The organism is Anoxybacillus sp. EFIL, assembly GCF_013096955.1.
Lineage (GTDB): Bacteria > Bacillota > Bacilli > Bacillales > Anoxybacillaceae > Anoxybacillus > Anoxybacillus ayderensis.
In genome coordinates, this window is record NZ_SDLH01000015.1 from 1 (window position 1) to 20,387 (window position 20,387).

Annotated in this window: 15 protein-coding genes, 10 tRNA genes, 1 rRNA gene and 3 pseudogenes; 23 read left to right on the plus strand and 6 right to left on the minus strand. The window is 43.2% G+C overall.

Translation table 11 applies throughout. From position 1 onward, the window contains the following. Positions 1-66: 66 nt before the first annotated feature. The 18 genes from rrf to glmS all read left to right on the plus strand — a co-directional run bounded on the left by rrf (position 67) and on the right by glmS (position 9,194). Positions 67-183 (plus strand): 5S ribosomal RNA (gene rrf / locus ES017_RS14695). A gap of 166 nt (positions 184-349) precedes the next feature. Then, positions 350-424 (plus strand) — tRNA-Asn (locus ES017_RS14700). Positions 425-426: 2 nt separating this feature from the next. Next, positions 427-499 (plus strand) — tRNA-Thr (locus ES017_RS14705). A 15-nt stretch (positions 500-514) separates the two neighbouring features. Further along, positions 515-586 (plus strand) — tRNA-Glu (locus tag ES017_RS14710). 8 nt (positions 587-594) lie between these two features. Beyond that, a tRNA-Val gene (locus tag ES017_RS14715) sits at positions 595-670 on the plus strand. A 3-nt stretch (positions 671-673) separates the two neighbouring features. Beyond that, positions 674-749, plus strand: a tRNA-Thr gene (locus ES017_RS14720). Positions 750-754: 5 nt separating this feature from the next. Beyond that, a tRNA-Tyr gene (locus tag ES017_RS14725) sits at positions 755-839 on the plus strand. 17 nt (positions 840-856) lie between these two features. Beyond that, positions 857-931 (plus strand) — tRNA-Gln (locus ES017_RS14730). A 10-nt stretch (positions 932-941) separates the two neighbouring features. After that, positions 942-1,014: transfer RNA gene (locus tag ES017_RS14735), tRNA-Lys, on the plus strand. Positions 1,015-1,020: 6 nt separating this feature from the next. Further along, positions 1,021-1,095: transfer RNA gene (locus tag ES017_RS14740), tRNA-Gly, on the plus strand. Between the two features lies 1 nt (position 1,096). Further along, positions 1,097-1,169: transfer RNA gene (locus ES017_RS14745), tRNA-Ala, on the plus strand. 138 nt (positions 1,170-1,307) lie between these two features. Next, positions 1,308-2,204, plus strand: coding sequence for an arginase (rocF, locus tag ES017_RS14750; protein WP_021094274.1), 897 nt, complete (start codon positions 1,308-1,310; stop codon positions 2,202-2,204). Between the two features lie 123 nt (positions 2,205-2,327). Then, on the plus strand, positions 2,328-2,891 hold the full coding sequence (sigW, locus tag ES017_RS14755; RefSeq protein ID WP_009362620.1) for an RNA polymerase sigma factor SigW: 564 nt from the start codon (positions 2,328-2,330) through the stop codon (positions 2,889-2,891). Positions 2,892-2,910: 19 nt separating this feature from the next. Next, the gene (locus tag ES017_RS14760) at positions 2,911-3,525 is read left to right on the plus strand and encodes an anti-sigma factor family protein (protein WP_042536384.1); all 615 of its coding nucleotides are present in this window, start codon (positions 2,911-2,913) and stop codon (positions 3,523-3,525) included. 63 nt (positions 3,526-3,588) lie between these two features. Further along, positions 3,589-4,410 carry a diadenylate cyclase CdaA gene (cdaA, locus tag ES017_RS14765; RefSeq protein ID WP_042536385.1) on the plus strand — a complete coding sequence of 274 codons (822 nt, stop codon included), beginning with the start codon at positions 3,589-3,591 and terminating at the stop codon, positions 4,408-4,410. Then, positions 4,403-5,635, plus strand: a complete 1,233-nt coding sequence (locus tag ES017_RS14770) for a CdaR family protein (protein WP_171335239.1) — start codon at positions 4,403-4,405, stop codon at positions 5,633-5,635. The genes cdaA and ES017_RS14770 overlap by 8 nt, the downstream gene beginning before the upstream one ends. A 19-nt stretch (positions 5,636-5,654) precedes the next feature. Beyond that, positions 5,655-7,001 (plus strand): phosphoglucosamine mutase, encoded by a 1,347-nt coding sequence (glmM, locus tag ES017_RS14775; RefSeq protein WP_171335240.1) that lies wholly within the window; start codon positions 5,655-5,657, stop codon positions 6,999-7,001. A 390-nt stretch (positions 7,002-7,391) separates the two neighbouring features. Next, positions 7,392-9,194, plus strand: a complete 1,803-nt coding sequence (gene glmS / locus ES017_RS14780; protein WP_171335241.1) for a glutamine--fructose-6-phosphate transaminase (isomerizing) — start codon at positions 7,392-7,394, stop codon at positions 9,192-9,194. A 314-nt stretch (positions 9,195-9,508) separates the two neighbouring features. Here glmS and ES017_RS14785 read toward each other — a convergent pair whose 3' ends face one another. The 4 genes and pseudogenes from ES017_RS14785 to ES017_RS14800 form a co-directional block, all read right to left on the minus strand. Further along, the gene (locus ES017_RS14785) at positions 9,509-10,030 is read right to left on the minus strand and encodes an IS630 family transposase (protein WP_368737198.1); all 522 of its coding nucleotides are present in this window, start codon (positions 10,028-10,030) and stop codon (positions 9,509-9,511) included. Beyond that, positions 9,996-10,247, minus strand: a complete 252-nt coding sequence (locus ES017_RS16300; RefSeq protein WP_075039752.1) for a helix-turn-helix domain-containing protein — start codon at positions 10,245-10,247, stop codon at positions 9,996-9,998. The genes ES017_RS14785 and ES017_RS16300 overlap by 35 nt, the downstream gene beginning before the upstream one ends. 12 nt (positions 10,248-10,259) lie before the next feature. After that, positions 10,260-10,559, minus strand: coding sequence for a helix-turn-helix domain-containing protein (locus tag ES017_RS16305; RefSeq protein WP_075039751.1), 300 nt, complete (start codon positions 10,557-10,559; stop codon positions 10,260-10,262). A gap of 941 nt (positions 10,560-11,500) precedes the next feature. Continuing rightward, positions 11,501-12,780, minus strand: a pseudogene (locus ES017_RS14800) (IS110 family RNA-guided transposase). 331 nt (positions 12,781-13,111) lie between these two features. On the opposite strand from ES017_RS14800, the gene ES017_RS14805 reads away from it, so the two are divergent. From ES017_RS14805 to ES017_RS14820, 4 genes and pseudogenes are all read left to right on the plus strand, one after another. Further along, on the plus strand, positions 13,112-14,284 hold the full coding sequence (locus tag ES017_RS14805; RefSeq protein WP_171335242.1) for an ISL3 family transposase: 1,173 nt from the start codon (positions 13,112-13,114) through the stop codon (positions 14,282-14,284). Positions 14,285-14,308: 24 nt separating this feature from the next. After that, positions 14,309-15,274 carry a WD40 repeat domain-containing protein gene (locus ES017_RS14810; RefSeq protein ID WP_171335243.1) on the plus strand — a complete coding sequence of 322 codons (966 nt, stop codon included), beginning with the start codon at positions 14,309-14,311 and terminating at the stop codon, positions 15,272-15,274. A 31-nt stretch (positions 15,275-15,305) separates the two neighbouring features. After that, positions 15,306-16,550, plus strand: a complete 1,245-nt coding sequence (locus ES017_RS14815; protein ID WP_171335244.1) for an MFS transporter — start codon at positions 15,306-15,308, stop codon at positions 16,548-16,550. 55 nt (positions 16,551-16,605) lie between these two features. Further along, positions 16,606-18,264, plus strand: a pseudogene (locus tag ES017_RS14820) (IS1634 family transposase). A 474-nt stretch (positions 18,265-18,738) separates the two neighbouring features. Here ES017_RS14820 and ES017_RS14825 read toward each other — a convergent pair. Beyond that, positions 18,739-19,269 (minus strand): IS630 family transposase, encoded by a 531-nt coding sequence (locus ES017_RS14825; protein WP_368737199.1) that lies wholly within the window; start codon positions 19,267-19,269, stop codon positions 18,739-18,741. Then, positions 19,235-19,798, minus strand: coding sequence for a helix-turn-helix domain-containing protein (locus tag ES017_RS14830; RefSeq protein ID WP_171335245.1), 564 nt, complete (start codon positions 19,796-19,798; stop codon positions 19,235-19,237). The genes ES017_RS14825 and ES017_RS14830 overlap by 35 nt, the downstream gene beginning before the upstream one ends. A 188-nt stretch (positions 19,799-19,986) precedes the next feature. On the opposite strand from ES017_RS14830, the pseudogene ES017_RS14835 reads away from it, so the two are divergent. Further along, positions 19,987-20,262: pseudogene (locus ES017_RS14835) on the plus strand (MFS transporter); the annotation flags it as partial. Positions 20,263-20,387 lie beyond the last annotated feature (125 nt).

Consider the following 20,387-nt stretch of genomic DNA (forward strand, 5'->3'; position numbering starts at 1 on the left):
CCTGTTATCTAGTTTTGAAGGAATAATCCTTCACGCCTAACATGGCGCTATGAAAAAGCATGTTTGCTCGGTGACGATGGCGGAGAGGTCACACCCGTTCCCATCCCGAACACGGAAGTTAAGCTCTCCAGCGCCGATGGTAGTTGGCGGGACACCGCCTGCGAGAGTAGGACGTTGCCGGGCAAGATGATATATTATTCCGCAGTAGCTCAGTGACGAGCAATGCTTCGTCGATTAAGCTACGAGTTGCCTCGACGCATCCATCATCAGTGAGTATGCTGGTAGAGGAAGAGGCAGTAAAATTATAGTTAGTCTTTGGTTAAGCAGTATGTCTCGTTGAACATGTTATTCCGCAGTAGCTCAGTGGTAGAGCACTCGGCTGTTAACCGAGCGGTCGTAGGTTCGAATCCTACCTGCGGAGCCAGTGCTTCCATAGCTCAGTTGGTAGAGCACTTCCATGGTAAGGAAGAGGTCACCGGTTCAAGCCCGGTTGGAAGCTTGTGTGTCGTATGTTGGCCCGTTGGTCAAGTGGTTAAGACACCGCCCTTTCACGGCGGTAACACGGGTTCGAATCCCGTACGGGTCATCTTTTATGGAGGATTAGCTCAGCTGGGAGAGCACTTGCCTTACAAGCAAGGGGTCGGCGGTTCGATCCCGTCATCCTCCACCATATGCCGGCTTAGCTCAATTGGTAGAGCAACTGACTTGTAATCAGTAGGTTGCGGGTTCAAGTCCTGCAGCCGGCACCATCCGCGGAGGGGTAGCGAAGTGGCTAAACGCGGCGGACTGTAAATCCGCTCCCTTTGGGTTCGGCGGTTCGAATCCGTCCCCCTCCACCATGATTGTTTTTAATCGATGGGCTATAGCCAAGCGGTAAGGCAACGGACTTTGACTCCGTGATGCGCTGGTTCGAATCCAGCTAGCCCAGCCATTGATGTAATGAGCCATTAGCTCAGTAGGTAGAGCATCTGACTTTTAATCAGAGGGTCGGAGGTTCGAGTCCTCCATGGCTCACTGTTTGCGGAAGTAGTTCAGTGGTAGAACACCACCTTGCCAAGGTGGGGGTCGCGGGTTCGAGTCCCGTCTTCCGCTCCATGGGGCCTTAGCTCAGCTGGGAGAGCGCCTGCTTTGCACGCAGGAGGTCATCGGTTCGATCCCGATAGGCTCCATCTTGTCGAAACCTTAGGGAATACCTAAGGTTTTTTTCTGTTTTCCATAGAATAAATATTCAAAAAGTTGTCGAGTTGAGCCAACTGTTTCTTCTCATGTACAATAAACAACAGATGCAACGAGGGGAGGAGATCAAGATGAACATTTCGATTATTGGAGTGCCAATGGATTTAGGACAAACACGCCGCGGTGTTGATATGGGGCCAAGCGCCATTCGTTATGCTGGCGTAGTTGAACGTTTAGAAAGCTTAAATCATGATATTGAAGATTTAGGAGATATTCAAATTGGTCGTGCTGAGCGTGGACAAGATGTGACGAATCCAAAATTAAGAAATTTGAAAGCGGTTGCTGAAGCAAATGAAAAACTTGCTTCTGCGGTCGATGAAGTTGTAACAAGAGGTCGTTTTCCGCTTGTACTTGGTGGGGATCATAGTATTGCGATCGGGACGCTTGCAGGAGTAGCTAAACATTATAAAAACTTAGGTGTCATTTGGTATGATGCGCATGGAGATTTGAATACGGAGGAAACGTCGCCTTCTGGAAATATTCACGGTATGCCGCTCGCTGCAAGTTTAGGGCTTGGCCATCCGGCTTTAACGATGATCGGTGGATATAGTCCAAAAGTGAAGCCAGAAAACATTGTAATTATCGGTGCTCGTGCACTTGATGAAGGGGAAAAACAATTAATTAAAGAAAAAGGAATTAAAATATATACGATGCATGAAGTCGATCGTCTAGGCATGACAAAAGTAATGGAAGAGACAATCGCTTATTTAAAAGAGCGGACAGACGGTGTCCACTTGTCTCTTGATTTAGATGGTCTCGATCCACATGATGCACCGGGAGTTGGCACACCGGTAATTGGTGGACTGACATATCGGGAAAGCCATTTAGCGATGGAAATGTTAGCTGAAGCTCAAATCATTACTTCAGCGGAATTTGTTGAAGTTAATCCGATTTTAGATGAGCGGAATAAAACAGCTGCAACCGCTGTTGCTTTAATGGGATCGTTGTTTGGTGAGAAGCTTGTATGAGAGGTGGCATGATGCCCCTCTCCATTTTTTTTTAAAAATATTAACATATTCGTTGCGATTTATGGAACTTTGCTTTATGTTATTCGTATAAAATAGTAGCCCCCATGCGGAGGTAAATATGGAATGGACATGTTTATTAAACAACGCATTAAAGCGATTAAAAAAGGAGATCAAAGCGCGTTTGCGGATATCGTCGAAATGTACAAAGATAAAATTTATCAACTGTGCTATCGCATGTTAGGAAATCGTCATGAAGCAGAAGATGCTGCACAAGAAGCGTTTATTCGGGCGTATGTCAACATTCATACATACGATCCGACAATGAAGTTTTCTTCTTGGTTATATCGCATTGCGACGAATTTATCAATTGACCGCATGCGTAAAAAAAAGCCTGATGTTTATTTAGATGCAGAAGTATCAGGGACAGACGGGTTAACGATGTACTCGCAGCTCGCAGATGAAGGAGCTTCTCCGGAAGATGCATTAGAAAGCTTAGAGCTACAACAAATGGTACAAGAAGCGATTTTAAAGCTACCGGAAAAATACCGCACGGTCATTGTCTTAAAATATATTGACGAGCTATCACTACAAGAAATTAGTGACATTTTAAATTTGCCAATTGGTACAGTGAAAACGCGTATTCATCGTGGTCGTGAAGCATTGCGTAAACATTTAGGCCATTTATGATGAAAAAGGAGTGAGACAGATGCCATGCTCTGAAAAAATCGTTCAATGGATGCATGATTACTTAGACGGAGACATTCAAAAAGAAGAAGAGCAACGATTGCGCAGCCATATTCAACAATGTGAAGCATGTCGAGAGCATTTTTATGCATTGGAAAAAACGGTGGCGTTTGTCGAAAATGTTTCCCACTTCACCCCTTCAGACGATTTTGTTAAAAAAGTGATGTATAATTTACCTCGTGAAAAACGGCGTGTGCGTTGGAAACGATGGTTTACTCATCATCCGTTTCTGACTGCCGCCTCGCTGTTCTTTTTGCTAAGCACGAGCAGCTTATGGGCAGTTTGGCAAGAGGATAATGAATTTTCGTTTTCTAAACAAGAACATTTAATTGTTCAAAATCATACGGTCATCGTACCAGAAGGGAAAGTTGTCGAAGGCGATATTGTTGTCCGAAACGGCGATATTAAAATTGAAGGAGAAGTGCACGGCAATGTGACGGTCATTAACGGCCATAAATATTTAGCTTCTGCTGGCGAAGTTACCGGACAAATTGAAGAAGTTAATGAAGTATTTGATTGGATTTGGTATAATGTAAAAAGAGTCGGTTACAATATCGCCAAAACATTAACGAAATAGCCATCCATATTGATGGCTTTTTTACATGTGAGAGCAATTAGAATGAGTGAAGGAAGTGTAAGAATGCCATTTGGAGAGCTCCCGACATTTGTAAATTACCTCATTAAGTTTGTAGACATTCTTGTTGTCTGGTTCGTTATTTATAAACTTATTATGGTTGTGCGTGGTACAAAGGCCGTGCAACTGCTTAAAGGAATTATTGTTATTATTCTTGTCCGAATTGTAAGTAGCTTTATCGGATTAAGTACGTTGCAATGGTTGATGGATCAAGCGATCACATGGGGTTTTTTAGCCATTATTATCATTTTTCAACCTGAGCTACGCCGAGCGCTCGAACAGCTCGGAAGGGGCAAATTGTTTTCGCGAAGCACAACGCCTGAAGAGGAAGAACAAACGCATATGATCGAAGCGATTGTAAAAGCAACAGAGTATATGGCAAAACGGCGAATTGGAGCTCTTATTTCTATTGAAAGGGAAACGGGAATGGGCGATTATATTGAAACTGGCATTCCGTTACAAGCACATGTTTCATCAGAGCTACTGATTAACATTTTTATTCCGAATACCCCGCTTCACGATGGGGCTGTCATTATTCAAAAAAATCAAATTGCTGCGGCATCTTGTTATTTACCGTTGTCGGAAAGCCCGTTTATTTCTAAAGAACTTGGCACAAGGCATCGCGCTGCATTAGGTATTAGTGAAGTGACAGACAGCATTACCGTCGTTGTGTCCGAGGAAACGGGAGCGGTTTCTGTTACGAAAAATGGGGAGCTTTACCGCGACTTAAAGTTAGATGTATTGCGAGAATTGCTGACGAAAGAGCTCGTTCAACCGAAGACAACTTCCTCATCTCGTTGGCAGTGGAGGGCGAAAAAAAGTGGATAAATGGATGAATAGCCCATGGTTTATACGCATTTTTTCTTTATTGCTGGCGCTTATGATTTACGTTTCGGTAAATATTGAAACACAATCAAATAGCACGTCACGAAATACGGTCGGTCAAACCGATGTCGAAACAGTGACGGACGTTCCCGTCGTCGCATATTACGATCAAGAAAACCTTGTTGTTTCTGGTATCCCACAATCGGTGAATGTCATGCTTGAGGGGCCGAAAAGCATCGTTACGCCAACGAAGCTGCAACGAGATTTTGAAGTATATGTTGATTTATCTAAACTGCCGATTGGTAAGCATACAGTTCCTTTGAAATACCGAAATATTTCTGAAAAGTTACGCGTTACGATTGATCCAGCGACAATTACTGTGACGATTGACGAGCGTGTGTCAAAAGATTTCCCGGTCGAAGTTGATTTCATTAATAAATCACAAATTGCAGACGGGTATTCACCGGAGCAGCCAATTGTGAAGCCAAATGTTGTGAAAGTGACAGGGGCAAAAACGTTAATTGAAAAAGTTGCGTTAGTAAAGGCACGTGTTGACTTAAAAGGAGTCGAAGAAACGATTGAGCGAGAATCAAAAGTGACGGTGTATGATAAAGAAGGAAATGTGTTGCCTCTTGATGTGGAACCGTCTATTGTTGATATTACTGTGCCAATTAAAAGTCCAAGCAAAACAGTTCCATTAAAAATTGATCGAAAAGGAACGCTACGAGAAGGATTAAGCATTAGTAAAATGGAAGTGATTCCGAGCGAAGTCACAATTTTTGGACAAAAAGCAAAAATTGACGACATCGAATTTATTAGCGGCATTGAAGTCGATTTAAGCGATATTACAGGCAATACAACCTTACAAGTCGATGTACCTGTACCAAAAGGAGTAAAAGCTGTAGATCCAGCAAAAGTTACAATTTTAATTGAAATTGAACAAGAAAAGGAGAGAACGTTTGATCAAGTTCCAATTGAAATCATTGGACTAAACGACGCATACAAGGCTGAATTTATCGATCCTGCTGATCGAAATATTACGCTAACGGCTTTAGGGGCTCAACGTGTATTGAACGCTATTCAACTAAAAGATATTGAAGTATACTTAAACGTTAGTGAATTAGGTATTGGTGAACATGATGTGCCTATTGAGGTCAATGGACCTCAAAACGTTCGCTGGAAACTACCGCAAAAAGAAGCAACGATTCGTATTACAAGAAATGAGTAATGACAAAAGGAGCGATAGCATGGGTAAGTATTTCGGAACAGACGGTGTTCGAGGGATTGCCAATAGCGAATTAACGCCAGAGCTAGCTTTTAAGATTGGACGTTTTGGCGGCTACGTATTGACGAAAGATAAAGACCGTCCAAAAGTGTTAATCGGGCGTGATACGCGCATTTCTGGCCATATGCTTGAAGGAGCGCTTGTTGCTGGATTGCTTTCTATCGGAGCAGAAGTGATGCGCCTCGGTGTTATTTCTACACCGGGTGTCGCATATTTGACAAAAGCGTTAGGAGCACAAGCAGGGGTTATGATCTCTGCTTCGCATAACCCTGTCCAAGATAACGGAATTAAGTTTTTTGGACCAGACGGTTTTAAACTTTCTGATGAACAAGAGTTAGAAATTGAAGCGCTTCTCGATAGTGAACAAGATACGTTGCCACGTCCGATCGGGAAAGATTTAGGGCAAGTAAACGACTATTTTGAAGGCGGACAAAAATATTTACAATACTTAAAACAAACGGTAGACGAAGATTTCTCAGGCATTCACGTCGCGCTTGATTGCGCGCACGGTGCCACATCGTCGTTGGCGACGCATTTATTTGCTGATTTAGATGCCGATGTGTCTACGATGGGCGCATCTCCAAACGGATTAAACATTAACGAAGGTGTCGGTTCGACACATCCAGAGGCGTTGGCTGCGTTTGTAAAGGAAAAAGGAGCCGATGTTGGCTTAGCGTTTGATGGAGATGGCGATCGATTAATTGCCGTCGATGAAAATGGCCACATCGTTGATGGGGACCAAATTATGTACATTTGCGCGAAATATTTACATGAACAAGGGCGCTTAAAACATCAAACAGTCGTCTCAACAGTGATGAGCAACCTCGGTTTTTATAAAGCGCTCGAGGCGCAAGGAATAAAAAGTGTGCAAACAGCTGTTGGCGACCGTTATGTCGTGGAAGAAATGAAAAAGAACGGTTACAATTTAGGTGGAGAGCAATCGGGGCATATTATTTTCCTTGATTACAACACGACAGGCGATGGCCTGTTGACAGCGTTACAGCTTGTCAACATTATGAAAGCGACGAAAAAGCCGCTTTCTGAGCTAGCGGGGGAAATGAAAAAATATCCACAAAAACTCGTGAACGTGAAAGTAACGGATAAACATGAAGCCATTGCAAATGAAGAAGTACAACGCATCATTCGTGAGGTAGAAGAAGAAATGGCTGGAAACGGTCGCATTCTCGTTCGCCCATCAGGGACGGAACCGCTCGTTCGCGTGATGGCAGAAGCGCCAACAAATGAGCTTTGCGATCAATACGTCGAACGCATTGCAGCGGTCATTCGTGAGCGCTTTGGCGCACAATAATGTTTTCGGTAAACGATATGCATAAATGGAACGGTTTATTCCATTTATGCATATTTTGTTTATACAGGGGTAAGCGATTCACATTGACGTTTGCCTCTTTGTTGTTGTAAACTATTGTTGTTTGACATCTTACATGAAAGGAGGATAGCGGAAAACAACTGTATAAAAGCGCCTGGACTAAGCTTGGACGGGAAAAAAGCTTAGTTGACGAGGAGGAGGTTTATCGAGTGTTCGGCGGATGCCTCCCGGCTGAAGCGATGACAGCCGCAAGTTCTTTCTTAAAACAAAGAGGCGACTCTTTGCACAAAGGAAAGAACGTTCATCGCCATTTCATCAATTATTTAAGGGGCAAGAGCCCCTTCTTGCCCCTATGATTAGGGAGGATTTTTTATGTGCGGAATCGTTGGTTATATTGGTGAACAACCATCAAAAGAAATTTTATTGTACGGATTAGAAAAGTTAGAGTATCGAGGATATGACTCTGCAGGGATTGCGTTATTAAATGAAAAAGGTGTACACGTATTTAAAGAAAAAGGACGGATTGCCGACTTGCGTGCCGTCATCGCAGAAGATGTAGATGCGCCGCTTGGCATCGGTCATACACGTTGGGCGACACATGGCGTACCAAACCGCATCAACGCCCATCCACACCAAAGTGCATCAGGTCGCTTTACGCTTGTGCACAATGGGGTAATTGAAAACTACGAGTTGTTAAAACGTGATTATTTAGCGCACGTGTCGTTTCAAAGTGATACAGATACAGAAGTCATTGTTCAGTTAATTGAAACGTTCGTAAACGACGGATTATCGGTAGAAGAAGCGTTTCGTAAGACGCTTTCGTTATTGAAAGGCTCGTATGCGATCGCGTTAATTGATGCCAAAAACGATGGTGTCATTTATGCGGCGAAAAACAAAAGCCCGCTTTTAGCTGGATTAGGCGAAGGATTTAATGTTGTCGCCAGCGATGCATTAGCGATGTTACAAGTGACAAATGAATATGTCGAGCTCATGGATAAAGAAATTGTCATTGTGACAAAAGAAAGTGTGACGATTAAAAAGTTAAATGGCGAAGTAGTAGAGCGTGCGCCATATGTAGCGGAATTGGATGCAAGCGACATTGAAAAAGGAACGTATCCTTACTACATGTTAAAAGAAATTGACGAACAACCGCTTGTCATTCGCCGTTTAATTGAAAAATATCGCAACGAACAAGGCGAGCTAGCGATTGACGAAGAAATCGTGCAAGCGGTAAATGAAGCCGATCGTTTATATATCGTCGCATGCGGCACGAGCTATCATGCTGGTTTAGTCGGCAAACAATTGATCGAAAACTGGGCGAAAATCCCTGTCGAAGTGCATATCGCAAGCGAGTTTTCTTACAACATGCCGCTTTTATCGGAAAAACCGTTATTTATTTATATTTCGCAAAGCGGAGAAACAGCGGACAGCCGTGCAGTGCTTGTACGTACGAAAGAACTTGGCCATAAATCGTTAACGATTACGAACGTGCCGGGTTCAACATTATCGCGCGAAGCAGACTATACGCTTCTTCTTCATGCTGGACCAGAAATTGCTGTTGCATCAACGAAAGCATATACAGCACAAATTGCGGTGCTTGCCATGTTAGCTGCGGTAGCTGCTAAAGCGAAAGGAATGGCGCTAGATGTTGATGTGACGAAAGAGCTTGGCATTGTTGCGAATGCGATGGAAGCACTTTGCGACGCAAAACACGAAATGGAACAAATTGCGCGCGAGTATTTAGCGACAACACGCAACTGCTTCTTCATCGGTCGCGCCGTTGACTATTATGTCGTATTAGAAGGCGCATTAAAGTTAAAAGAAATTTCTTACATTCAAGCAGAAGGCTTTGCAGGTGGAGAATTGAAGCACGGCACGATCGCTTTAATTGAAAATGGCACACCAGTGATTGCCCTAGCGACACAAGAACATGTCAACTTAAGCATTCGCGGGAACGTCAAAGAAGTTGTCGCTCGCGGTGCCAATCCGTGCATCATTTCGATGAAAGGATTAGACATGGAAGGCGACCGTTTCGTCATCCCAGCCGTTCATCCGATGCTCACACCGCTTGCGTCTGTCGTGCCATTGCAATTAATTGCTTACTATGCAGCATTACACCGTGGCTGCGACGTCGACAAACCGCGCAACTTAGCGAAGTCCGTAACGGTGGAGTAAAGCGTAGACATATATGATTGAGTGATAAAAAACACACGTCATAGATTACAATGTATGTAATCGGACGTGTGTTTTTTATTGGAAAATCGAGCGAAATCATTGTCATTTGACACGGATCGTCTGCATACAGGATTTTTCACAGAAAGCAGGCAATAAAATGTGTATATAAGAAAGAAGAATTTTTGAATAATGTGAAAAATAATTGACATTTAATGCTTTTTGACAAATTACGACAAAATTTTTGAATTGTGTTTGATAGATTTATTCATGAACCGGTTCATATATAAATCCAAATTGACATTTTAACCTCTGGTTTACGCAGCACACCCGATGCGGCGTAACACCCCATCTGGATGCTGTAAGACATGTTGTTCAAACCGAGCAATCGACTGGGCAATATCGTTTTGATCTTTATGCAAAATGTTAGCGATGACTTCATCTTTCAGCCACTTCCATAACCGTTCAATCGGATTCAAATGAGGCGAATACGGCGGGAGAAAAATAAAATGAAAGGTATCGCCTTCTTTGCTTTGAAGGAAAGCTTGCACCATGTTGGCATGATGAATACGCGCATTGTCCAACACAAGCACGATGAATCGATCGGAATATTTCTCTTTCAACAGGCGCAAGAAGTCGAGGGCATTGGCGGATGATGCGCGATGAAACACGACATCGCCTTGTTGCACGTCGACGGCACCAAAAATGGACACGTGGGCGTGGTGACCGTAGCTTGGCACTTGTTTTTGATCCCCTACTTCTGCCCATGTCGTACGAAGCGCTTGATATGGGCGAACATGCGTCTCATCGACATGAAGAAGAACGATTTCTTCCGTGATTCGTTTTTTTTATAAACTCGATTTTTTTTTCAAAGGCTGCTTGAAGCACTGGATCGCCTTTGACAAGCTTATCAGTCGGACGTGTCCATGACAAGCGAAGACGATGCAATAACTTCCGAATACCTTCCCGTGACATCGAAACTCCATAGGTTTGTTGGATGTAAGATTGTAATATACGTGTGTTCCATGACGAAGAAATGCCCCACCCGACATCCATAGGAGTGGTGGTTCATACCAGTTGTCTGATCTCCTGTTGTTGTTCTTCCGTCAGAAATGGCACGCGACCAGGTGGCAAGCGACGATCGAGTAAATGATCGAGCCCACCTTCATTAAACCGTTCGACGTAGAGGGAAACCGATTGGCGGCATAGATTGACCATTTTTGCGACATCTTTGCCGAGAAACCATTCCATGACGAGGCGAACGGCAGTCACGCGAACGCGAAGGGAGGCATCTTTCATTTTTCGTTCTTGTTTCCGAAGTGTTCGAGGTGTCCAACTGTGATCATTTGTGATTTTCAGACGTTTCATGCCATTTCCGCTCCTTTTATACGTGGGTATTTAGGAGCAGTATAACCATGGAAAAAGGTGTTCATACAGAAGTCATCATCTTAAAGTGCATGTATATAGAACGATTCGGAAGGACTGAACAATCAAGAGAAAATAGCCCTTGGCATTCAGTTTGTCATGATGAACACAGAAAACATAGAACCTACCAAGAGAAAGGAAACGGTGAATTCCGTGGGAGATCTCTTGGAGGGTGGAGTGACGACTGGCATAAAAAGATCAGCTATTTACGCAAGGAAGAAGAACGATGCTCTTGAATCAAAAAAAAAAAATTCTTGCGTCACTTATCTTGATTGAACCGCCGTATACGGAACCGTACGTACGGTGGTGTGAGAGGACGGAGGTTAATCACCTCCTCCTACTCGATTGTACTCGTTATTTATCTTTCTCGCTATCCTTAAGATAGATTTTTGCTGTTATTTTTTGGTTTTTTCCATGTAATAATAAGCGAATCCTGCGCTTACTAAACCAACTATTCCAAGTACACTCACGACTATTTGTATCATATATCCACCTCCCTCTAGAAATGTTGATATATCAAGGCTTCTTGGCATCTTAGGGGTGCCAAAAAAATATTTTTCGACAAAACTCATCACATACTTTTGCATTTTTATTGATATCTAACAATCCGTGGTGCGCTTCGCGATCACTGGATATTTTTGTGTTTTTTATATACCAGTGGGGGGATGTGTATGCGATGCACCTTGGATCTCTGCATTGCTGATGAGGACGACCCCTCCCATGTCTCTGGGCATCCGTGTGCCAACATTCCTTCGTTCGGTCTCTTCACCAAGCAGAGGCCGACTAAGCTCTTTTAGGGACTCGAGGTCGAATGGTGAAAATCGTGCCAGCTTCTCCGTGTCATCTGGTTGTTTAGACAGTTTTCCTTGTCAAAGGAGGCAGCTCTAGGCTGCCTGTGCTTGAGTGGAGGAGAAGATATCTTGCATCATTCGTTCCTCATCAAATGCTTGTTGCTTTACACAAACCGCGTATAGAATTTTCAATAGCTTGCCACATAACACGACGATGGATTGTTTCTTACGCAGTTGACAGGACGTGTCGTATAGTACTCGTGTAAGGCACGAAACGCCTTGTTATGGCGAATGAGTGGGATCATCACCCGAAAGAGAAGGGTGCGTAGCCGTCTTCGCCCTCGCTTCGAGATTCGTTTTTGTCCCTTGTGTTGTCCCGACGAGTTTTCTTTCAACGTCAAGCCCGCTCATTTGATCAATTGCCGCGGATCTTGGTACTGTTGAAAACTCCCGATTTCCGACAATAGTTCTATCATCGTCGCATCGCCTAGCCCCGGGATGGTTTGAAGCCACTCGTACTCCACCATCGTTTGTGCAAGGGCAACTAACCCTTCCGTCAACGCTGCGATCTCTTGTTCCAATTGGCGATATCGGCGGACCAACGTGGCAATTTGGATACGAGCCATCTGTTGTCCTTCCGTGATGCCAATCGAATCACGAGAAACCTCGATCAGCTGTTGAATTTTCGGTTTTTGCGCACATTTCAGTCCTTCGCTTTGACGGTATCGCTCCATGAGTCCTTCGACCGTCTGATCGGCAATATCCATCGGAAACGGCGTGTGTTCTAAAACCGCCAACGCGAGTTTTCCGAACGACGGAAACACTTGCACAAACTCTGGGAAGTACTGATCCAGCCAACGAATCATTTGAATGAGGACGGCATTCCGTTCCTTGATTAGCGATGCTCGAAACGTGGTTCCTGCCCGTAATTCCGCCTCCACCTCGTGGAGAACGCGGGGATAGCTAAAGCGTCCGTCTTTGACGAGCCTTGCGATGACGAGGGCGTCTTTGGCGTCATGCTTCGTCGGTAAGTTGTCGTCGAGTTCTTTCGACCGTTTGACGTGCATCGGGTTGACCATGACCAACGGGATCCCTTTTTCCTCGAGAAAATGAGCAAGGTTCAACCAGTAATGTTCGGTCGGTTCGATTCCGACGATCACTTCCGTTTTGCCAAATTCCCTCATCGCCTCTTGAATCAACGCATAAAACTGCTCGAATCCGGCTCTCGACTGGAGCACTGGAATCCTCTTCTTGAGTTCTCTTCCCCGCGCGTCCACCATCGCCGCGAAATGTTTTTGCTTGGCAATATCCATTCCAATTACTAATGTTTGATCCGTGACTTGTTCAATTTTGCGATTTTGTGTACAATTCATAGTGAGTCCTCCTTGGTTGGATGATAGGTGTTTGTTGGTACCCCTGCATCATACCAAGAGGGCTTTTTTCTTTCAAGTCCCCCAAAACCTTTCTAACAGGAATGCTCTTAATTTTTTATAACAAAATAATACTACCACATATTGCTAAATTACGCATCTATATGGTATATTAAATACAAAAAAATGAAAAGGGTGAAAAAAATGGCTCTTCACCACAAGTTGTACTTGATGATTTAAGATCGGTGTGCATAGCGAAAATAGAGGGTACAAAAAATGCGAATTTTCCTGTATGGTAAAGGTGACCAAACCAAACCATTGGAGGAAAATTCGCATGTACTCTCAGTTTATCAAAGAACTCATCGATTTACCAGATGTTTTGATTCAAAAGGTGCGAAAAGAAGGAGATCGTTGGATTTTCGAACTTTCTCTACCTGAACAATGCCCGTTATGTCCTGTCTGCTTGAAACGCACGATCAAAATGACAGGAAAAAAGAAGCAATGGATGCATGGCTATGCTCAACGAATCGGGATTTTTTGGATTGAACTCCCTGTCGAGCGCAGACGTTGTGGTACGTGTGGCATGACGTTCAGCACGTCTTATCCAGGAATCTCCCCTCGAAGTGTGGCAACAGACGCTTTTCAGCAATGGGTGGCGCAATCTTGCATTGGGACATCCATTCAGGCAGTAGCTCGGATGCTCAACCTCCCTTACACGACCGTGGAACGTTGGTTTTATACCCATGCCCCTTCCTTCCTATCGAATGATATCCAACCAAAGGCGGTTTGTGTCGATGAATTTGCCTTTCGAAAAGGGCATGACTACGGAGTGGCGATCATGGATGCCGAGACGGGAGAAGTGTATGCCATCGAAGCTGGAAAGAACGAGGAAGCCATCAGACGTGCGTTGGCGCATGTGTCTCGTTCTGTTCAGTATGTCGTAAGCGATTTAGCCCCAGCGATGAAAAAAGCCATTCAAGGGGTTTGCCCAGAGGCGACACACGTGGTCGATTATTTCCATGTCATTCAGCTGTTTACGGATGCTTTAGATCGTTGCCGCAAATATGTAGACAAAGGGGGCAAGAAACACGGAAATGTTCGTTACGTTTGCCGTTTATTGAGCACATGCCCAGAGAAATTGACGGAGGAAGAACGTCAAATCGTACGAGAATGGTGCAATGAAAGCGATTACTTAAAGTCGGTCTACCAATCGCTCCAACATTTTCGTTATGTGTCCAAAAGCAAAGACGAGCAACAGGCGAAACGACGTTTGGAGTCTTGGATTCATCGGTATTCGTTTTGTCCTTGTTCGGTTGTGCGCGCGATTGCAAAAGCGCTCGTCAAGCGAACAGAAGAAATCGTTTCTTGCATTTTATCCCCTTACTCGAATGGGAAAATGGAAGGAACGAATAACAAGATCAAGCTGATCAAACGTCGGGGATATGGATACAGAAATATCCAGCGTTTTGCATTACGGGTTCGGTTAGAAACGACTAACATACTTTAATGGCAGGTGCAAGTACATCTTTTGGTGATGAACCTTTATGGTGGAAGCTTCGGGATTAATTATTGTCAATGGGACTTTATTGATGGAACTTTAGTAAATGGAGATGAAATATTAGCAACTCCTTCAATAAATAAAATCGATGTGGATAAAAATGGTAATGTTGTTTCCGCTTCTGATGACGGAATTTTCCGTATGAATGGTCATTATGTAGGTGAAACTAATAGAATATTAAATAATGCAGTAGGTATATCAGATGATGGAAAATTAGCATTATGGGGAGATCATTCAAGTCAAGTACACATTTTTAATTTAGAAACTCAATCAAATTTATTCTCCCTACCTGTTAAAGGACCTGTAAATATCATAAAGTATAACAAACATGATGGTAAGTTTTGGGTTGGTACTTATGCTGGTTATGTATATCGTCTAGATATTTATAACAAAGAATGGGATATAGAGCTAAAAGCCCATCAAGCAGCCATTAAAACTATGTGTTTTACAAAGGATTATTTAATAACAGGGGCATCTAATGGAAGTACTTATATGTTTGATTACAGAACTTTAAGAAAAGTTAAAGAACTACTAGGACAAGCGCTTTTGATTAACGATATTGACATAGACAATAGTGAAAAACTGGTTGCAACAGTCGGAAGAGATAGGGGAGTTAGAGTATATTCTATAGAGTCAGGATGTTTAATCGCTCAACACTTTAAACATTCTTATTCCATAAAATCTGTTTCCTTTGATGAAAATGGAGTTTTATATGCTGGAGACTATTGGGGCAACCTTTCGATTTGGGATTTTCAAAAAGAAAAAGAACCTATTATGATTAAGTTAGCTAATAATGGAATAAGTTCTTTGAGAAGATTTAAAGAAACAATTATAGCTTCATCGTGGGATGGGAAAATATACACAATAAATTCTAATGGAGAAAGTAAAATCATCTATAAACTATTCGATCAGGAAAAGAATGAATTGGTATGCCAATAATTAATAATAATTAATAATTTAGGGGAGAATTATGAGAAGAAAAATCTATCAAATTTCTATTTTAAAGTCATTACGGTATAAAAATTTCTTTTTATTATGGTTAGGATTGTTTATTTCAAATATTGGAACCTGGTCACAAATGTTTGTAGAACAATGGTATATTTATAGTTTAAATAAGTCCCCATTAGATGTAGGACTTTTAACTACTATGCAATTACTTCCTAATATGCTTTTTATGATTATTGGAGGAACTTTAGCAGATCGAATTAACAGAAAGAGATTGCTATTATTTACCCAAACAAGTATGGCTGTATTGACACTTATTATAGCTACGTTAATATTTTTAGATAAAATGAGTATAGGATTACTATTAGTCCTGAATTTCATTTATGGAATATTCGTTGCACTTGATATACCGGCTAGGAGATCTTTAGTTCCTAAGCTGGTGCCAAAGGAATTTATAGGTAATGCAAATGCTCTATATGGGGCTACTTTTCAGATTGCATTATTTTTAGGACCTATAGTTGGGAGTTTTATTACTAGTATTTTGGGGTTTAAGTTTACCTTTTTCTTTAACGCATTTACTTTTATTGTTATTATACTCTGTGTGTGGAAAATGAACTTTCCTAAGGAAAGTAATACTATCAATATTGAAAGTAAATTTTTTGACGATTTAAAAAATTCCTGTAGTATATTAATAAGTAATAAAGCAATCTTTATTATGATAATTCTCGGATTTTTGAATGCATTAGTTTCAAAAATTGATTTTTTGCTTCCTGCATATGTAGATACACTGAATTCTAGCAGTACAGAAATATTGGGATTATTGAATTCCTCTATAGGTTTAGGTCTTTTGGTTAGCGCCATTATATTTGGAAAGTACGATAGGAACTTCCGACAAGAGATCAAACAATTTTTAATATTTTGTTTTTTTATAACTTTCATATGTACTACTTTAATTCCATTTATAAAGTTCTATTTAGTTTCTGTAGTAATAATATTTGTTCGTTCAATATTTACACAATTTTGTTCTCTTATTATCATTTCCCAACTCCAATATTACACTAGTGACGAATACCTAGGTCGAGTTATGGGATTATATAGTTCATTAATTGCTTTTTCTGGACTATTCTCTCTTCCAATATCATATTTGGTAGACAAATTTTCTGTTGAGTTTGCTTTTATTATATTGTCCATTATTTCCCTTTTCTCTGTCCTTGTTCTTCTGAATACTCACATTTCGCACCCTCTCGACCAAAATCGGGAGGATTTTTGATCTCCATGTCGAATAAAACCTTGAAACACAAGGAACGCAAAGGAGTTTTCCCATCATGGACGTTCGAATTCGTGCGATTGATGAACGTTCCTATTTGAATATCATAAGCGCCATCTTCAAGGATCTTGGCCTCCCCCAGCTGATTGACCGGCTGGTTCCGGTGGATCCGCAATGCCAAACCCGAACCAGCGATATCGTCAGCCTGATCCTTCTGGATATTTTGAGCGGCCGGCAAGCCCTAGTTCATTTGGAACGGTGGGCGCATGACATTGATTGGCCGAAGCGGATTCGACCGGGGCTGAATCCGTCTTGGTTCAACGACGATGCCATCGCCCGTTATTTGGACCGGCTGTATGAGGCCAATCTCCATCAAGTCCTGTCGTCTTGCCTCGTGCAGATTGACAAGAAAGAAGGTCTCTCTCTTCGCGCCTTCCACGCGGATGCGACGGACAAGACCGTTTACGGCGCGTATGAATCCGATTCGTCGGATGTGCTGCACATCACCTATGGCTATAACCGCCACCATCGCTGGCAAAAACCAATCGGTTTCGGCCTGATCGGCAACGAGGATGGCATCCCGTTTTACGGCGATGTGCATGACGGCAATCTATCGGATAAGGCGTGGAATCCTGAGGTGCTGTCGCGGATCCACGAACAGTTCAAACAAGCCAAGATCGACGACGAATGGATTTACGTGGCCGATTCCGCCGCGATGACGAAAGACACCTTGGCGCAGACAAAAGCCGCCCGTGCCTTTTTGATCACCAGAGGCCCTTCGTCGCTTCGAATCGTGAAACAGGCGCTCGCGGAGGCCGATTCGCCTCGCATCCCGTGGAGCGAACCCTTTACCCTAGCGGAGAGAAACGGCGCCACGTACCGGGTATGGGAAACGGCCGCGACCTATGAAGGCCACCCGGTTCGGCTGATCGTCGTCGAATCGAGCGCGCTCGACCAGCGCAAAGGAAAGACGCTCGAAAAAGAGCGGGTCAAAGAAGCGGGGCTTCTTCGCGAGGAACAAGTCCGTTGGGAGCGCCACCCCTTCTCCTGCCGCGAAGACGCCGAACAAGCCTTGACGTCCCTCAAGGCGTCCCTTCGCCCTCGGTTTCATCGGGTGGAGGCCGCGGTCAAAGAGATCGTGCGTCCGAAAAAACGGCGAGGACGGCCGAAAAAAGGGGCGGAACCCGAGACGGAGACGCTGTACACCCTTCGCCTAAACGTCGAATTCGACCAACAGGCATAGGAACAGGCAAGACGGAAAGCGTCCCGGTTTGTCCTCGTCACGACCGTTCCGAAGGAATGGAAGGGCCAACAAATGGATGCCCAAGAAATCTTGAAGCTGTATAAAGGGCAAATCTCGGTGGAAATGAACTTCGCGTTTTTGAAAGATCCGTTTTTCACGGATGAGATTTACGTCAAAAAACCAGAACGGGTCGCAGTATTGGGCTATTTGTTTCTGTTGGCCCTAGCGATTTACCGCGTTTTTCAGCGCCGGGTGCGCCAGTTCATCACACCCGAACACCCGTTAAAGGGCGCGGGAGGCCGCAAGCTGACCCGGCCAACGGGACAGGCGATTTTTCAGCTGTTTCAATATGTGAACGTCATCCTGCTGGAGCTACCAGACAGGCGCATCCAACGCGCACTCGATCGCTCCCTCAACCCGGACCAGCGAAGGATTCTGCAGGGATTGGGCATGGATGAGAGCATCTACGTGTAACGTGATACGGAACGACCAGCGATGGTAAAAAAAGGATTGCCATCGCTCGTTGTGTTGGGCCAAAAAGTTATTCTGAAAAACTAAATAAAAAATCCTTTGTTTTGACGTTGTTAGGGTGCGAAATGTGAGTTAAAAAATGTAAAACTAACTTCTTTCCAACCCAATGCCGCCGATTTGCGCCTGTATGACATAATGTTGCGAAAAATGGCCTCCCCGCCGTTTTGGACCCGCTCTCGGTGTTTGGGTCGAATCAAATTGAGAGTTGTTATTTTACGATAGATAATGGAAGCAACTGTCGTTGATTGTCGAAGCAGGCGAAAAATGTCCGCTCTCCTTATATTGACAGCTTGACAATCTATATACTATCATGAATCTTGTAGGTTAGAAAATTTGAAATATTCATTTGATATTTTGGCAGAAAAAACGAATTTTCACGTAACTATATACATCCAAATTGACATTTTAACCTCTGGTTTACGCAGCACACCCGATGCGGCGTAACACCTCATCTGGGTGCTGTAAGACATGTTGTTCAAACCGAGTAATCGACTGGGCGATGTCCTTTTGATCTTTATGTAGGACGTTGGCGATGACTTCGTCTTTCAGCCACTTCCACAACCGTTCAATCGGATTCAAATGAGGCGAATACGGCGGGAGAAAAATAAAATGAAACGCACCGCCTTCTTCGCTTTGAAGGAAAGCTTGCACCATGTTGGCATGATGAATACGCGCATTGTTCAACACAAGCACGATGAATCGATCGGAATATTTCTCTTTCAACAGGCGCAAGAAGTCGAGGAACGTTTCGGCATTGGCGGATGATGCACGATGAAACACGACATCGCCTTGTTGCGCGTCGACGGCACCAAAAATGGACACGTGGGCGTGGTGACCGTAGCTTGGCACTTGTTTTTGATCCCCTACTTCTGCCCATGTCGTACGAAGCGCTTGATATGGGCGAACATGCGTCTCATCGACATGAAGAAGAACGATTTCTTCCGTGATTCGTTTTTTTTATAAACTCGATTTTTTTTTCAAAGGCTGCTTGAAGCACTGGATCGCCTTTGACAAGCTTATCAGTCGGACGTGTCCATGACAAACGAAGACGATGTAACAACTTCCGAATGCCTTCCCGTGACATCGAAACTCCATAGGTTTGTTGGATGTAAGATTGTAATATACGTGTGTTCCATGACGAAGAAATGCCCCAGCCGACATCCACAGGGGTGGTGGTTAATACCAGTTGTCTGATCTCCTGTTGTTGTTCTTCCGTAAGAAATGGCACACGACCAGGTGGTAAGCGACGATCGAGTAAATGATCGAGCCCACCTTCATTAAACCGTTCGACGTAGAGGGCAACCGATTGGCGGCATAGATTGACCATTTGTGCGACATCTTTGCCAAGAAACCCTTCCATGACGAGGCGAACGGCAGTCACTCGAGCACGAAGAGAGGCATCTTTGATTTTCCGTTCTTGTTTCCGAAGTGTTCGAGGTGTCCAACCGTGATCATTTGTGATTTTCAGACGTTTCATATCATTTCCGCTCCTTTTATACGTGGGTATTTAGGAGCAGTATAACCATAGAAAAAGGGGTTCATACAGAAGTCATTGCTTTAAAGTGCATGTATATAATATCGCTAAACATCTTAAGGAAGCCATTGATTTTGAACTTATTGTTCTACAAGATTTTAAATAATTAATGAAGGAGTATAAGTATAAGTATGCGTACTATTCAATTTTTTGCAGTTCTAAGAGGACTTGCAATGGGATTATTTTCTCCTATATGGATTCTTTACTTGGTGGATCAAGGTTATGATTTACTACAAATTGGATTGTTAGGTACAATTTTCGAAATAGCAAAGTTAATTTTTGAAGTACCATCCGGAACATTTGCGGACCGATATGGCATCAAACTCTCAATTGCGGGTTCTTTTTTTCTCTCCGTTGTAACATGGGCTTTCTTTCCCTTCATTGATACATTAATTATCTGCATATTATATACATGCACTTTAAGATGATGACTTCTGTATGAACACCTTTTTTCTTGGCTATACTGCTCCTAAATATTTCTATACAAAAGGAGCGGAAATGATATGAAACGTCTGAAAATCACAAATGATCA